General features: G+C 58.0%; 7 protein-coding genes. 4 read left to right on the top strand and 3 right to left on the bottom strand.

The genetic code is table 11. From position 1 onward, the window contains the following. Window positions 1-4,198 (bottom strand): hypothetical protein (locus tag FJY67_07410; GenBank protein ID MBM3329283.1); only part of this gene is annotated, 4,198 nt, incomplete at its 3' end. 149 nt (window positions 4,199-4,347) lie between these two features. Here FJY67_07410 and FJY67_07405 point away from each other — a divergent pair. The 4 genes from FJY67_07405 to FJY67_07390 all read left to right on the top strand — a co-directional run bounded on the left by FJY67_07405 (window position 4,348) and on the right by FJY67_07390 (window position 14,859). Beyond that, window positions 4,348-6,339 (top strand): alpha-1,4-glucan--maltose-1-phosphate maltosyltransferase, encoded by a 1,992-nt coding sequence (locus FJY67_07405; GenBank protein MBM3329282.1) that lies wholly within the window; start codon window positions 4,348-4,350, stop codon window positions 6,337-6,339. A 69-nt stretch (window positions 6,340-6,408) separates the two neighbouring features. Then, window positions 6,409-9,717, top strand: a complete 3,309-nt coding sequence (gene treS / locus FJY67_07400; GenBank protein MBM3329281.1) for a maltose alpha-D-glucosyltransferase — start codon at window positions 6,409-6,411, stop codon at window positions 9,715-9,717. Further along, window positions 9,714-13,712 carry a 1,4-alpha-glucan branching protein GlgB gene (gene glgB / locus FJY67_07395; GenBank protein MBM3329280.1) on the top strand — a complete coding sequence of 1,333 codons (3,999 nt, stop codon included), beginning with the start codon at window positions 9,714-9,716 and terminating at the stop codon, window positions 13,710-13,712. The genes treS and glgB overlap by 4 nt, the downstream gene beginning before the upstream one ends. A 1-nt stretch (window position 13,713) precedes the next feature. Continuing rightward, entirely contained in the window at window positions 13,714-14,859 is a 1,146-nt protein-coding gene (locus tag FJY67_07390) for a hypothetical protein (GenBank protein MBM3329279.1), read from the top strand. A gap of 60 nt (window positions 14,860-14,919) precedes the next feature. On the opposite strand, the gene FJY67_07385 is transcribed toward FJY67_07390, so the two are convergent. Together FJY67_07385 and sufS are read right to left on the bottom strand one after the other, a co-directional pair. Next, the gene (locus FJY67_07385) at window positions 14,920-15,402 is read right to left on the bottom strand and encodes an SUF system NifU family Fe-S cluster assembly protein (protein ID MBM3329278.1); all 483 of its coding nucleotides are present in this window, start codon (window positions 15,400-15,402) and stop codon (window positions 14,920-14,922) included. After that, window positions 15,392-16,621, bottom strand: coding sequence for a SufS family cysteine desulfurase (sufS, locus tag FJY67_07380; protein ID MBM3329277.1), 1,230 nt, complete (start codon window positions 16,619-16,621; stop codon window positions 15,392-15,394). Before sufS ends, FJY67_07385 begins: the two co-directional genes overlap by 11 nt. Between the last annotated feature and the right edge of the window lie 63 nt (window positions 16,622-16,684).

Genomic DNA, 16,684 nt, shown 5'->3' with positions numbered 1-16,684 from the left:
TGCTGGCGCCGGCGCAGTAGAACTTCTCCTGGGCAAAGACGACGCCTTCGATGCGGTCGTCGCGGGTGCGGGCGCCAACATCGTAGGAACGGCGAAACTCCCAGGGCGCAGCATTGGCGTCGCCGAGAAGCCGCTTTTCGGCAGTCCAGGTGAGCGGTCCGTTACCGCCATTGAAGAGGCTGAACGGTATCTGGTGCTCCTGGTTCGGATCGAGCCGCCACCAGAGGTCATCGACCGAGGGATGAAACTCCGGATGCAACAGCTCGAAGTTGATCTCAATGCTGTCGCCTTCCGGCACCGAGAGGTCGGTGTAGGACGAGTCGTTGTAACCTAACTTCCGGGCGGCAATGTCGAAGGGGACTTCGGCGAGGGCTTCGCCGATCCGCCAGTAACCTTCTTCATCAGTATAGGCAACAAAGCCATGCTCGGTGTTGATGATTGCTTCCGGAATGCCGTTCCCGGTAGCGGCGTCGCGCACCCAGCCATAGAGGATACCCGATCTGAAGCGCGGGCTGGTCGAATAGAGGATAGCCCTCCGATTGGCGAGCGTCGCAGAGGTTACATCATACTCACCTTTGAAGGTATAGCGCAATCCAGTCCTTCCATCGGGACTCGATATTCCTACCGATGCATAGGGAATGCCGTTCTCCCAAATTTGATCGTTCTGGCGGATATTCTCGGGATTCGATATCTGCCTGTATTGGAAGAGGATGTTTTGATCGCCCGACTCGGTGATCCAGGTGGCGCGGTCGTAGAGGATGACCTGAAACGTAACCTCGGTCTGACCGTTGGCAAGGCGCATCCGCTGGAACTGGACGATGAACCGGGCATTGGTGGTGTCGTGGTGCACCCAGATACCCGATCCGGCGAAATTGTTGCCCAACCGCAAGGGAGTCCAAAACGGCGCGATCGTCCCGGCACCGGCTGCGATAGCGTAGTCCATCGGCCAACTCTGGAAGTTGGCGATCCTCGGCTGGGAGCCGGGGCAAATGATACCGTTGGTAACTACCGTGATACTGTCATAGATTGTGCCGTAGAACTGGGTTCGGAAGCCAAGCGGAATGACTCGCGCCTCACCGACGTTCTCCGGCGACTGACCTGTGAAGTTGAGTTGCGTTCCGTTGAATACCCGATTCTGAGGATCTGCTATCTCAATCCAGTCGTATTGCGGTGACATCGCCCAGGCGGTGTCGGTATCGTCGAAACAGATGTAACCATACTTGTCCGGACCCATCGGCGCATTGGCCCGGGGACGCGCAACCTGTAAGGTGTAATCGGCGCTGTCGACATTGCCGGATTCGGTTGTGAAGATGAGTCGAATTCCGGTCTTGGATCCCGGCACTACCAGGCGATTGCCGCTCACGGTAAAAGGCGCCTCAAGTTGACCTGCTTCACCCGGTGCGATCTCGGCTATAGAGGTCTCCTCGCCGATCACTGAAATGCCCATACCAAGGCTGCGAATGCGCACCCTTGCAGGAGGTGCTACCGCTGAGCCCTTGTTGCGGATGTTGAACTGAAGCGCATAGACGGTGTCGGGTATTATCGCACCTCCGACGACCGATGCAATCTCCCAGTTCGGGCCTGCGACGTCAATTGGAATCGCTGCCCGGAAACGGCTTTCGCCGCTGGTGAATGCGACCTCGATAGCCGGCCTTAGCGACGGACGGCTGCCAGCATCGGGACAGTCGGGCGCAATTGCAAAGCGCACGGTCCGGTTGCCGTCGGCGTTCTGTCCGGCGCCAATATCCCCAAACCAGATGTCTGCATCTTCTTCGAGAGTGATCCAAGGGGAGAGGCTCGTTAGCGTCGCACTTACCCCTTCAAGGGCATTCCGGTTACCGCTGTTGCGGGCTTCAATAGCGATTTCGCACCAGTCTCCAGGACTCGGCACATCGTCACCGTTGCCATCGACCTCTGAGATTGTCGAACTACGGACGATCACCGCTGCCGGCGGCACAACGATATTAGCCGCTCCAAAGAATGGCTTGATGTTGCGACCGGCCGCAGTCATGAAGAGTTGCGTCTGAGTGTGAAGCGTGTCGCGGTCGGTCAGGACAAAGCGAACGTAGCCTTCCTCATCGGACTTCAGCGTCTTCCACCAATGCCGGTTGTAGTTGCCGTAGGGCACCGGCTGGTTGAGCGCCGGCATCGGGCCCGGGGCGTAAAGCGTTACCTCGGCACCGGCAAAGGGCTCGTTTTCGCTAAACACACGGCACTCGATCAACTTCGTCCCCGGCGCCACCTCCTGCGGAACTTCCATCGTAACGACCCGGGGAACGCCAATCCAGGGTTGAATCCCCGGATCGCCCCAGCAATCGGTGTCGGTGCGGATGTGGTTGTAGAGGTTTTGTCCCCGTCCGACCTGTTCGCCTACGCGGAAGTTGGGGAAGACGCGGTCAACATAGTTCAGCGCCATCGAATAGCCGATGCCGAAGGGCAGGTCGTGCTGCAGGACGTTGTTGACATGCTTGGCCCAGAGGAAACTCATCGGTGCGGTTGACGGCCAGCCCCATCCACAGGTGCGGGCGGCTGGACCATAGAGGTTGTTGCCTCCCGGTAACGTGCGGAACATAACCTGCAATGTCCACTCGCCGTGACCACTATAGACGATATCGATCGGAAAGACGGTATTGTTCTGGATGCCCTGGAAGTTGCTGCCCCAATAATAGTTCTCAGCCCGGCCAATGAAGACATTGCAGCCCCGGTTATACTCCTCGGCCAGCACCGGCCCGATGGAGTTGCCCGCCTGATCCCACTGGTAGTTCTCATAGAACCGGACGTAATTGAATCCGAGCCGCTTCAGAACCTCCTCGCCCCATCGAACGTTGGTATGTATGGTAACATGCCAGGCACTGGTCTCGCTGTTGCCCCAATGCTGGGAATAAACAACCCCGCGCCGAAACCACTCTGGGTTCTGCATCCGCGGGTTGGCTTCATAAGCAAGGGTCCTTCCCAATACCAGGTTGGTGACGCTCTCGGTTCCGGCCGGCATTCGCGCCAGTCCTACATCGAGCAGTATGTCGTTGCCATCGAGGCAGGCGTAGCGATAGTCGGAGTGGTTCGGTCCACCCCAGATCGTCTCGCCGACGTCGGGTGAGATGATGTATTGCCGGTCCTGATTACCGCGGTCGTAGGTATCCCAATCCCCATAGATGAGCACCATTTCGAAGGGATCTATGCCGCGCTGTGCCCAGGCGGTGTAGCGCTGCTGAATCAGGTTGCGAGTGCTGCTGAACGATGAGTTTTGGCTGCTAATGGGAAGAATCTCCATTAGATAGCCGCACTTGCGACGGAATTCGATCCACTCACGCACTCGGGCGAAGGCAAGGCACTCCTCGCGTATGGCGACCAGATAATGCCCCACATAGGGACGCGGCTCAGGTGAGTCGTCCCGGAAGGCATCCTCCGGGTTGGCGACGAAGTCCGAGATGGCCTGCCTAAACCATGGACTGCGGTAATGGGTGATGCGGTGTTCGACCGGATTAACCGGGGCGTCGTTGGTGAAGCGCACTTCAGTCGAAATGCGAGGTCGATAGATCAATTGGCGGGCTTGTTGATCCCACTGCAACGGGTAAGTCGTCACCTTGACCATCCGAACGCCGCGCAACACGACCGGCTCGCTCATTTCAGCATAGGTTGCAGGATAGAGCCGCTGCCTTTGCAAGCGGGCATCGACCGCCTGGACCGAGTCTTCGCAGAGTGCCAGCGGCAGATCGGGGATCAAGGTCCGCGATTCTCCCGGATCGACGATGAACTCAAGGCCGGCTTCAGGAGGGACCACAACGAAACGGCTGATTGCCGGCAGGAGCGGCATCCCCTGGTCAAAGGTCATCCCTTCGCCGGGCACAAGGTAGTTGGCGTAGCGTTCGCCTTCACGCACAAACACGGTTGGCGTGAGGACACTGAGGTCGTATTCGAGTGAAAGCGCCGCATTGCCGGCGTGTTCTACTTTGACGAGGTGGTCGAGGTGGACTGCTTCCGCAGCAGTCAGGACGCTCCCCCCCGAGAGGAGCGTTACCAAAGCAAGATACTTGTAAATGTTAGCCCTCGTGATCATTGATCTACCCGAAGTTGGTTCCGGCTGGATGCTGTTCAGATTGATACGTCGTATCCGTACGAAGCGATGGCAAGTCAAAACACACTTTCCTGCAATCATACAATTTAGGCAACTTATTTTGAGTGAGCAAGGGGTTTCCATGCGATGTCAGTTTGTAGAAGGCTCGCATGAAGGAGCCTACGGAACTCGGAATTGGCACACTTCATCCGGTAAACTCCTCACAGAATACTCCTTGACTTCCCCGAATCCCGCTATTAGTTTGATATTGCGCCTATGAGTAAGGATGCAAAATGAGCGACAGATCCGAAATCGGATCCGGTCAACGGGTGGTGATCGAGAACGTCTCCCCGGCTGTCGATGGGGGACGTTTTCCAATCAAGCGAACTGCCGGTGAGGTCGTTGTCGTCGAAGCGGATATTCTCGCCGACGGCCACGACCCCGTCGCCGGCCGGATCGTCCTGACCGACGAAAAGGGCAAGGTGCTCACCGCGCCTTGTCTTGAGGTGCTTGGAAACGATCGCTTTCGCGGCGAGTTCACCCTGGGTGGGCCAGGTCGTTATCACTATGCCATCGAAGGCTGGATCGACCACTTCAGTGGATGGCTGGCGCAGTTTCAGAAACGCATCGAAGGTGGTTCGGCCGATAACGTCGATCTGGAAATCGGCACTCTCATCTTGCGCGAAACTGCCGGGCGCGCTCCCAAACGCATCGCCGGGCGGCTCACCAGAGCGTCTGACGAGTTGATGCGCCCAGGTGGACTGTCGGGGGCAAAGTCATTCCAGCGGGCACTACGCATCGGACGTCTGGCCGCGCCGCTGGCGCGAGAGTATCCCGATCCCGATACCATTACCCGCACGCCGAAAGCCTTTCCTGTCGAGGTGAACGATCCTCTCGCGCGCTTCAGCGCCTGGTATGAGATGTTCCCCCGCTCCTGGGCTTTCGAATCGGGTCGGCACGGTACCTTCGACGACATTATCCTTCGCCTGCCCTATGTTGCCAATATGGGCTTCGATATCCTCTACTTCGCTCCTTTGCATCCCATAGGTGCGACGCATCGCAAAGGGCGCAACAACGCGCTCAAGGCTGAACCCGGCGAGCCAGGAAGCCCATGGGGTATTGGAGCCGGGGAAGGCGGGCATAAGGCGGTTCATCCCGAACTGGGCACACTGGACGATTTCAAGCGTCTTGTGAAGATAGCCCGCGAGTCCTACGGCATCGAGATCGCCCTTGACATCGCCCTGCAGTGCTCCCCCGATCATCCCTATGTAGTTGAGCACCCGGAGTGGTTTCGCAGGCGCCCCGACGGGACGCTTCAGTATGCCGAGAATCCCCCCAAGAAGTATCAGGACATTTACCCGTTCGACTTCGACTGCCAGGCGCGCCAGTCGCTCTGGCTCGAGATGCGGTCAATCTTCGAGCACTGGATCGACCAGGGGGTGCGCGTATTCCGGGTGGACAATCCTCACACCAAGCCGTTTGCTTTCTGGGAGTGGCTGCTTTCCGATTTGAAGGTGGCACGTCCCGATTTGATTTTCCTCTCGGAGGCTTTCACCCGTCCGGCAGCAATGCGAAGGCTCGCCAAGGTCGGATTCACCCAATCCTACACCTACTTCACCTGGCGCAACGACAAGTGGGAACTGGAGAGTTACCTGAGCGAGGTGATGAACGGGCCTCACCGGGAGTATTTCCGACCCAATTTCTGGCCCAACACCCCTGACATCCTGCACGAATATCTCCAAACCGGGGGACGTCCGGCATTCATCGTCCGGCTCGTGCTGGCGGCGACGGCTGCCGCCAACTACGGCATATATGGGCCGGCTTTTGAGTTAACGCTCGCCAAACCGAGAGAGCCGGGAAGCGAGGAATACTGGGAGAGCGAGAAGTATGAGATCAAGCAGTGGAACCTCGAAGATCCTGAGTCGTTAGCGCCGCTCATTACGCAGATCAACCGCATCCGCCGCGAAAACCCGGCTCTGCAGAGCGACTGGTCGGCCGGAGGCGGCTTGATGCTCCATCCTATAGACAATCCACTCTTGCTTTTTTACAGCAAACGGACCGCCGATGCCTCGAATATAATCCTCGTCGCGGTCAATCTCGATCCTTATAATACCCAGATCGGCTGGGTCGATCTGCCACTTGACCGGTTCGGCATCGGTTGGGATGAAGCCTTCGAAGTCGAAGACCTCCTGACAGGATCGGTTTGGTCCTGGCGCGGTGCGCGCAACTACATCGAATTGAACCCCCATCACCTCCCGGCGCATATCCTTAGGGTCCGGCGATAGAGAATTCTCGCGCTCATCCCGGAATCCCATTCATCATCACCACTATCACAATCATTATCTACCTTACTTATGTCCGGCTCCGAGTGGTATAAAGAGGCGATCATCTACGAGGCGCATGTCCGCTCATTTGCCGACTCAAGCGGCGATGGAATCGGCGACTTTCGCGGTCTGACGAAGAAACTCGACTATCTCTCAGATCTCGGCATCACGGCGATCTGGCTGCTACCCTTCTACCCGTCGCCGCTGCGGGATGACGGCTACGACATCGCCGACTATACCCGCATCCATCCCAACTATGGGACGCTTCGAGATGTCAAGTTATTCCTAAAGGAGGCTCACCGACGCGGTTTGCGGGTTATTACCGAACTGGTGCTCAACCACACTTCGGATCAGCATCCCTGGTTCCAGCGCGCCCGCCGCTCGCCCATTGGAAGTCGGTATCGGGACTACTATGTCTGGAGCGATACTCCCGACCGCTACCGTGAAACGCGAATCATCTTTAAGGATTTCGAACAATCGAACTGGACCTGGGACCCGGTAGCCGGGCAATACTATTGGCACCGGTTCTATCATCATCAGCCCGACCTGAACTTCGAGAGCCTCGCCGTCCGGCGTGAACTCTTTGGGATCCTCGACCATTGGCTTGAAATGGGTGTGGATGGCTTGCGGCTCGATGCCGTTCCCTATCTATACGAACGGGAAGGCACCAACTGCGAGAATCTTCCCGAAACGCACAACTTCCTCCGTGTCCTAAGGCGACATGTCGATGAGAAGTTTCCCGGCCGGATGCTGCTCGCGGAAGCCAACCAGTGGCCCGACGACGCCATTGCCTACTTTGGTATAGGCGACGAATGCCAGATGGCGTTTCACTTCCCGCTGATGCCCCGCCTCTTTATGGCGGTGAGGATGGAAGACCGCTTCCCCATAATTGAAATCCTCGAGCAGACACCCGTCATTCCGGCAGCCTGCCAGTGGGCGCTCTTCCTGCGCAATCATGACGAGTTAACCCTCGAAATGGTAACCGACGAAGAGCGGGACTATATGTATCGGGTCTATGCCTCTGACCCTCAGGCGCGGATCAATCTCGGTATCAGGCGCCGCCTGGCGCCGCTATTAGGCAATAACCGCCGTAAGATCGAACTGATGAACGGCCTCCTGTTCAGTCTTCCCGGAACGCCGATCATTTACTACGGCGATGAAATTGGGATGGGGGACAATATCTATCTCGGCGATCGCAACGGCGTCCGGACGCCAATGCAGTGGTCGGGCGACCGCAACGCCGGTTTCAGCCGCGCCAACCCTCAACAACTCTTCCTGCCGGTCATCATCGACCCCGCCTATAACTATGAAACCGTCAACGTCGAGACGCAGAGTTCCAACCTCCACTCTCTCTTGTGGTGGATGAAACGGCTTATCGCTCTGCGCAAGAAGCACCGCGTCTTTGGGCTCGGCGACCTCGAATTCCTCCATCCTGACAACCGCAAAGTGCTCGCCTTTGTGCGGCGTTATGGCGGCGAAGCGATGCTGGTGATGGCAAACCTATCGAGATATGTCCAACCGGCAAAACTCGACCTCTCAGAGTATCGCGGCGCCGCGCCGGTCGAACTCTTCGGTCAAACGCGATTTCCGGTTATCGAAGAGGCGCCTTATTTCATCACCATGGGGCCCCATTCGTTTTACTGGTTTGACTTGCAGCGCCCCCGCATCCGGGTCGAAACGCCACCCGTACCGGAGATTCACGAGTTGCCCGGGATAGCTGTCGAAGGTCACTGGAGCAAAGTCCTGATCGGGCGGTCGCGTGAGGCGCTCGAGGTCATTCTGGCCGGCTGGCTGGGACAGCAACGCTGGTTCGCCGGTAAGAGCAAGGTGATTCAACGTGTGCGGCTGGCTGATGCCGTGCCCCTCGAAGCCGGCGCCCAGTGGCAGTTCCTCCTCATTAGAGTCGAATATACCGAAGGCGAGCCGGAACTTTATCAAGTCCCGATAGGTTTTTCGTCGGCGGCAACTCCCGATCCGGAACGGGTCATTTGTCGCATCCACTCGGATAGGCGCATGGACGAATCGTCGGGTCTGCTCTTCGATGCCGTAGTAGATTCAGATTTCGCAGCCGTGATGCTCGAGTCGATTCGGCAACATCGCAACTTCGACGGCGGTATCGGTCGAATCGAGTGCACCCCGGAGCGGCGCATTCGAGCCCTGCTCTCCATCGACGACACCCTGCCGACTGGACGCCTAATGAAGAGCGAACAGTCCAACTCGTCCTTGGCTTATGGCGAGACGGCGGTGTTAAAACTCTTTCGTCGGGTCGAGAACGGTGCCAACCCGGAACTCGAGATCGGCACCTTTCTGACCACCCGGCGGCTCTATGCCAACACCCCGCGGCTCTTCGGACGGATCGAATACGCTGCAGTAGGTGAAGCCCCGGCAACACTTGGGGTGCTTCTTGAATACATTCCCAATCAGGGCGATGCCGCACATTTCACCATTGACCGTGTTGCGCTGTTTTACGAGCAAGTTCTGGCCGAGGGCCGCAGTTGTCCAAACTTATCGACCACCGATCGCTTAAAGGTGGCTCGAAACGGACCCGGTGCCGAAGCAATCGAATTGGTTGGACCCTACCTCGAATCGGCGCGGATGATCGGCCTTCGGACAGCGGAACTTCACCTGGCACTTGCTTCAGAGTCCGGAACCCCTTCCTTTGTGCCCGAGTCGTTTGGAGAACTCTACCAGCGGTCGCTGGCGCATGGGATGCTGGCGCTCACCAACCAGGTCTTCCTGACCTTGCGCAGCCGACTCGACGATCTCCCCCCTTATTCGCGCAAGTTGGCTGAACGGACACTCGACTACGAACCGCTGATCGCCGACCGCTTCAAGGCACTGCGCCATCTGCGCATACGGGCGTCTCGCATTCGGATACATGGCGACTATCATCTGGGTCAGTTGCTTTGCCGGGGGAACGACTTCATTGTAATCGACTTCGAAGGCGAGCCGATGCGCTCGATCGGCGAACGGCGGATTAAGAGATCGCCGCTCAAGGACGTCGCCGGTATGCTGCGGTCGTTCCACTATGCTTGGGAGATTGCCCGACGACGGACCATGGCGGGTATTATTCGGACCGGCGAAGAAGGACACCGCCTCGCGAGAGAATGGGGCCGGTTCTGGGAAGCATCGGTGAGCTCCGCATTCCTCGGCGAATACCTTAAAGCCGCCACGCCGGGCGGCTTTCTTCCCCCCGATGATGTGGAACTCGAATTGCTCCTCGACGTTCTGCTTATGGAGCGCGCGATCTATGAGATCGGCTACGAACTCTCGACCCGGTCGGACTGGGTCGATATTCCTCTTGCCGGGCTCTTGGGGTTGATCGATGCGGTCGAATGAGCAGGACGGGTAAAGATCGGTTGGATCCTGCTTCACCCCTTTACCGGATGGCGGAGCGTTATGGCATCCTGACCTCATACCATGACCTGGGCGGGGCTCTCCATCACGCAGCGCCAGATGCACTGATCAAAGTTCTGCAGGCTCTCGGGGTCGAAATCGAAAAGCCCGATGAAAGCGAAGCGCTACTCAAGATCACTCCTGATTTTGTCGAACCGGCATCAAAGGTCGTCTGGAATGGTTCACTATCACGATTGACGATGCACCGGGCAAAGGCGCCGGCCAGGTCAATGCCTCAGTTGACACTGACCACAGAATCCGGCGACGCAGTTGCCCCGGCGGTGCCGCTAAAGCCAACGGCGATTCCCGACTCACCCGACGGGTGGGATCTGCATCTACCGGAACCAATGACGCTTTCGCCCGGTTACTACAAAGCCCGCATCAAGTGGGGTAAGGGCGAGTCCGAATTCCTCCTAATCGTCGCACCGGAACGACACACCCGGAACTTCGGAGGTCGCCGCACCGGTCTATTCGCGCCGCTCTACGCCTTACACTCCGCTGAATCTCACGCCATTGCCGATCTAAGCGCTCTCGTCCCACTTATAGACCTGTGTGACCGGTCGGGGCTGACAGTTCTGGCAACGTTACCGCTGCTGACACTCGACGACCGTCTTCCCTACGATCCAAGTCCTTACCGGCCATTAAGCCGGTTGTTTTGGAATGAACTGTATCTCGATCCCCGCCGGACGCCCGAGTGGAGCACTGCCGGCAAGTCCTCTGAGGCGATTGCATTTGCGTCCTCTCCAGTTGCCACAAACAACGGACAGTATCTCGACTACGACCGAATCCTCGAACTAAAGCGGCCGGTCGTCCAGATGCTGGCCGACCGGTTCTTTTCCTCCGGTGGAGAACTGAGTAAGGATTGGGCAGACTTCCTCTCACGTTATCCCGACGCTCCCGCCTATGCCCGGTTTCGCGCAGAGAGAACGAAGGAACAGACCTCAAGGAGTAGTGCAGGTGGCACAACAGCCGACTTGCTTGATCCACTCGTCCGCCATCACCTGTACGCTCAATTCCGAATGGACGGGCAAATGCGCGAGGTTTCGGATCAAGCCGGGCGACGCGGCATTACGCTGATGCTCGACCTTCCGGTCGGCGTCCATCCCGACGGCTTCGACACCTGGCGTTATCCATCGCTATTCCTGCAAGGACTTTCGGTTGGCGCCCCGCCCGATCCGCTGGCAGCGTCCGGCCAGGATTGGGCGTTTCCTCCCCCATCGCCATACGCCATGCGCGCCGATAACTACCGCTATCTGCGACGCTATCTCGCCCATCATTTCGCTGTTGGCAAAATGCTACGGATCGATCACGTGATGGGGCTTCACAGGCTCTTTACTATTCCCGATGGAATGCCGGCATCGCAAGGTGTCTATCTCACTTACCCGGCTAATGATCTACTGGCAGTCCATCTCCTTGAAGCAAGTCTGTGCGGCGCTGAGATTGTCGGTGAAGACCTTGGAACCGTCCCCGATGAGGTGCGGCACGATATGGACCGGCACGGCATACGGAGGCTCTATGTGATGCCTTTTGAGGCCGATCCACTGTCGTCATCAGGATACCGGCCGGTACCGGCGGAAGCGGTTGCTTCACTCAACACCCATGATATGCCGCCGTTCGCCGCCGGCAAGCGTGAAGTTGCCAAGGCAATACTCAATGGAGACGAAGCGACATCTTCGGGGCAGGGCAAAGATATTGTTGATCTTGAAGACCATCTGGATTTCCTCGCGAAGTCGGATGCCGGACTGGTACTCATGAACCTCGAAGACCTACTCGGTGAAACCGAGTTGCAAAACCGGCCCGGGACCGTCGATCCCCGAAATTGGTCCAGGCTCTGCAGATCGAGCCTGGACGATATCATTGCTTCAGAGGATATCTCTTCACTACTAAACCGGATTGTCAAGTCACGCTCCCTCAAGGAAAGTCATATGAATTCAGACCAAGCGGCAGCGGTCGGCTCGACCGGAGTTCGGACGACCAGACAAGCCAGGACAAAATCGCCGGCAACTCCTGCATCGTCGAGACCCGAAATTGGAAAGAGCCATCCCCGTTTCTCTCTGACCGACCATGACCTCTACCTGTTTAATGAGGGAACGCACTACCGTCTCGGTGAGAAGTTAGGTTCGCACCTGACCTCGGTCGATGGTCTCCCGGGCTGCCGGTTTGCCGTCTGGGCTCCCGACGCCGACGCCGTCGCGGTGATGGGTGATTTCAACTACTGGAGCCGGGACAGCCACCCCCTCTTCCCTCACGGACAGTCCGGCATCTGGGAAGGATTCATACCGGGCATTGTTCAGGGTATGATTTACAAGTATGGCATCCGCTCCCGACACACCGGCGAACAGATTGAGAAGGCCGATCCCTGCGCCATACATCACGAAACGCCTCCTAAGACAGGATCGGTAGTTTGGGAGTCGAACTATACCTGGAAAGATTCCGGGTGGATGAAAGAGCGCGGCAGGCGGGCGCAACTTGCCGCTCCAGTAGCGATTTACGAACTTCACTTCGGTTCGTGGAGACGGGTGCCTGAAGAATCCAATAGATCCCTTACTTTTCTTGAAGCTGCCAGTTGGCTGCCCGAGTATTTAGTAGCGCTTGGCTTCACCCACGTTGAGTTTCTGCCGCTCTCGGAGCACCCGTTTTACGGCTCGTGGGGCTACCAGACTACCGGCTACTACGCTCCATCCAGCCGCTACGGGACCCCCGAAGATTTGATGCACTTGATCGACCGACTTCATCAGGCAGGAATTGGGGTGATCCTCGACTGGGTGCCGTCGCACTTTCCGGCGGACGGACATGGCCTCTACAGGTTTGACGGAACACACCTCTATGAGCATGCGGACGCTCGCAAGGGCATTCACCCGGACTGGGACAGCGCGATCTTTAACTATGGCCGCAACGAGGTGCGCGGCTTCCTGATATCGAGCGCCCTGCACTGGATCGACCGGTTTCATATCGACGGCCTTCGGGTCGATGCAGTCGCCTCGATGCTTTATCTCGATTACTCTCGCAAAAGCGGTGAATGGGAGCCAAACCCGTTTGGGGGTCGGGAGAACCTTGAGGCGATCGACTTCCTGAGACGTCTAAATGCCGAAATCTACGCCGAATACCCCGACGTTCAGACGATCGCCGAAGAATCGACCTCCTGGCCGATGGTGTCGCGCCCCAACTACGTCGGCGGGCTCGGCTTTGGCTACAAGTGGGATATGGGCTGGATGCACGACATCCTCGACTACGCGACAAGAGACCCGATCCACCGCCGATTCCATCACAACGCCTTGACCTTCCGGATGCTCTATGCCTTCCATGAGAACTTCATCCTGCCGCTCTCGCACGACGAAGTGGTGCACGGGAAAGGCTCACTGCTTGCCAAAATGCCGGGCGACCTCTGGCAGAAGTTTGCCAACCTGAGGCTGCTCCTGACTGCGCTTTACACCCAACCCGGTAAGAAACTGCTCTTCATGGGGAGTGAGATCGCTCCCTGGAGCGAGTGGAACCATGAGACGAGTCTCGACTGGCACCTGCTCCAGTACCCGTCGCACGATGGCATCTGGAAGTTGGTCGCCGACCTGAATCGCATCTACCGGGCCGAACCGGCGCTATACGAATGGGACGCCGATCCGGCAGGATTCGAGTGGATCGACTGCAACGACGCGGATAGTTCGTCCATTTCGTTCATTCGCTGGGCGCACGAGTGGCGCGAATGTATAATCGTCGTTCTCAATTGGACACCGATCTTAAGGCACGACTATCGGGTTGGTGTGCCTTATAGCGGGCAGTGGAGCGAACTCCTTAACAGCGACAGCAGTTACTACTACGGCTCGGGACAGGGCAATCTCGGCGCGGTCTATACAACTGGTGAGCCTTTCCACGGGCGGCCCGACTCGTTGCTCTTAACGCTCCCGCCGTTGGGTGGAGTGGTTTTAAAGTGGCGAAAGTGAATTGAAACCGATCCTGATTGTCGGCGCGGGGGGGATGGCTCGCGCCATAGGAAGGTATCTAATCGATGCGTTGCCGGGAGTCCCGCTTATCTTGCTCGACCGCGATCCAGCAGCGCTGAAGAGACTCCAGTCCTTCCTAAACTACCCACACCTGACTCTCGTCGAGGGCGATGCCGGAGATGCCACGCTTCTCGCGCGGTTTATGAACGGAGCGGCAGGTGCCGTCGGTGCGGCTTCGTACCGGTATCATGAGCAAGGAGCAGTTGCTGCCATCGAGCAGGGTGCTCATTGGGTCGATCTGGGGGGTAACCCAGACGTTGTCAAGCGCCAGATGCGCCTTGACGATGCGGCCCGATCCGCCGGTGTCGGAGTCGTGCCCGATTGCGGCCTGGCACCGGGTTTGGTCAACATCATTGTGGGAAGGCTCGTCGCAGAATTTGACGCGATCGACGAGATTCATATCCGGGTCGGCGGACTTGCACAGGACCCTAAGGGACCGCTGCAGTATCAGTTGCTCTTTTCGCCCGAGGGTCTGGCAAACGAATACTACGAACCGGCACAGGTAATTGAAGAGGGTGAGGCGAGATCGGTCGAATCGCTTACCGGATGGGAACGAGTTTGGTTCGGGCCGCCGGTCGGAACTCTTGAAGCGTTCCACACTTCAGGCGGAAGTTCGACGATGGTCGAGACCTTCGCCGGACGAGTCAAGGCGCTCGACTACAAGACCCTTCGCTATCCGGGTCACTTGCGTAAGATCAAACTCTTGAAGGACTTGGGGCTGTTTGCTCCCGATCCGCTGACCGTAGGTAAGGCATCCGTTGCACCGCGGGAACTAATGGGAAGGTTGCTTGAGGCAAAGATCGGCTGGTGCGACGCCGACATGACGGCGGTGAAGATTTGGGTTACAGGACTGCAGGACGGCAATCCAGTCAGGCGCGAAGCGCGGCTGGTTGATTATACCGATCCTAAGACAGGGCTCACCTCGATGATGAGGACGACCGGCTTTCCTGCGGCAGAGGTGCTGAGAAGTCTTGTTGACGGGACGACTACCGCGCGAGGTCTCCTGCGGCAGGAGCGGGATCTGCCGGCTTCATCCCTGTTGTCACGCATTGCAGATTATGGCATCAAGATCGAGTTCTTGGATTGACCTACTGGCGAACCGATCACCAAACTGATTTTCGGGCGTGATTATGTCTAACTAAATGAGTCAGACCCGGCTTATTTTCTCGCTCGATGCCCTCACCGGTGCAGCACTTTCCCCCAGCAGCCTTCGTTTCATTACCGACCAGGTTTCATAGACCAGCGTCGCGCACTTGACTCTCGCCGGTAGTTTGGCGACCCCCTTAAGGGCTAAAGCATCGCCCAACTGATGCTCCTCTTCGCCGGTCACAGTGTCCCCGTGCAACATCTTGTAAAACCGCTCCTTCATTCCGTCAAGGTCGGTAAACCGGCCGCCTCGAGCGCTCTCGCAGAATATGGACGTCGAGGCCGTGCAGATCGAGCAGGCCCGGCCCGTGAAGCCTATCGCTTCGATGACGCCGTCGCGAGTCTTGGCAAAGAGTTCGATTTCATCACCGCAGAGTGGATTTGCGCCTTCGACCGAAATCTCGGCGTCTTCGATCCTGCCATAATGCCGCGGATGCTTTGCGTGGTCGAGGAGGATCTCCCCGAAGAGGTCTTCAAGCGACAATTCCCATCACCTTTCGCGTCTTGACGATCGACCGGGCAAGCTCATCGGCTTCATCACGGGTGTTGTAAATGTAGAAACTGGCGCGCGCCGTCGCAGGGAGATCGAGCCACTGCATCAAAGGCTGCGCGCAGTGATGACCGGCACGGACCGAGATGCCGTCAGCGTCGAGAAACGACGCAATATCGTGGGGATGGACTCCCTCTACCCAAAACGAGATCGCTCCGGTCCGTCCCTCGCGCGGTCCAAAAACCGTCACGCCGTCGATATCTTTAATAAGATCATAAGCATAGGCTGCAAGATCATCGAGATAGGCAGCGACGTTTCCCATCCCAATGCCTTCCATGTACTCAATCGCGGCTCCGAAACCAACCGCACCGGCGATGTTGGGAGTGCCGGGCTCAAACTTGAATGGTATCTCGTTATAAGTAGCCGAGGTGAGCGACACCTTGAGGATCATCTCGCCGCCACCCCAAATCGGATTGAGACGGTCGAGCCACTCGCGCCGGCCATAAAGCGCTCCGATCCCTGTCGGCCCGCAAATCTTATGCGCCGACATCGCGTAAAAGTCGCAGCCCAATTCCTGGACGTCAACCTTTAGATGCGGTGCAGCCTGGGCTCCATCGACGACCGTTACGGCTCCACGTTCGCGAGCCATCCGGCAGAGGTCGGCGACAGGGTGAATCGTCCCGAGGACGTTCGAAGCATGCTGGAAAGCAAAGACCTTCGTTTGAGGATGCCACTGTGCGGCAATCTCGTCGAGGTCGAACCGGCCTTCTTTCTGCAACGTAACAAACTCCAGCCGCGCGCCGATACGCTGCGCTGCCATCTGCCACGGGATGAGGTTCGAGTGATGCTCGGAGGGGGTGCAAAGGATGACGTCGCCTTCGCCAATAACTTGACCGGCAAGCAGTCCGGCAGCGAGGTTGATCGCCTCGGTTGTGCCGCGGGTGAAGATAAGTTCAGCCGGCTCGGTGGCATTCAGAAAGCGCGACACCGTCACCCGGGCACCCTCAAACCTCTCGGTCGCTTCCATCCCGATCCGGTGCGGGCTGCGATGGACGTTGGCGTTGGTGGTTCCGTAGTAGTCGCAGAGCGCGTCGATGACAGCCTGCGGTTTCTGGGTGGTGGCGGCGTTGTCGAGGTAGATAAAGGGTTCGCCCGACCTTTCGCGCGCGGCGAAGATCGGGAAATCGGCGCGGATCGAATGGGGATTTAGCATTGGGGAAGCCTCAAAATAGCCGGTGGGTCGGACGCCACCGGCACGGGACAGACGCACAGGGTT

It is taken from the genome of Calditrichota bacterium, assembly GCA_016867835.1.
GTDB lineage: Bacteria > Electryoneota > AABM5-125-24 > Hatepunaeales > Hatepunaeaceae > VGIQ01.
The sequence above is the reverse complement of the archived record's forward strand: the minus strand, read 5'-3'. Positions and strand labels throughout refer to the sequence as shown.

Bases quoted from the DNA above. Each gene is read 5' to 3' on its own strand.
- FJY67_07405 (MBM3329282.1), top strand. From the start codon at position 4,348: ATGAGCGACAGATCCGAAATCGGATCCGGTCAACGGGTGGTGATCGAG.
- sufS (MBM3329277.1), bottom strand. From the start codon at position 16,621: ATGCTAAATCCCCATTCGATCCGCGCCGATTTCCCGATCTTCGCCGCG.
- glgB (MBM3329280.1), top strand. From the start codon at position 9,714: ATGAGCAGGACGGGTAAAGATCGGTTGGATCCTGCTTCACCCCTTTAC.
- treS (MBM3329281.1), top strand. From the start codon at position 6,409: ATGTCCGGCTCCGAGTGGTATAAAGAGGCGATCATCTACGAGGCGCAT.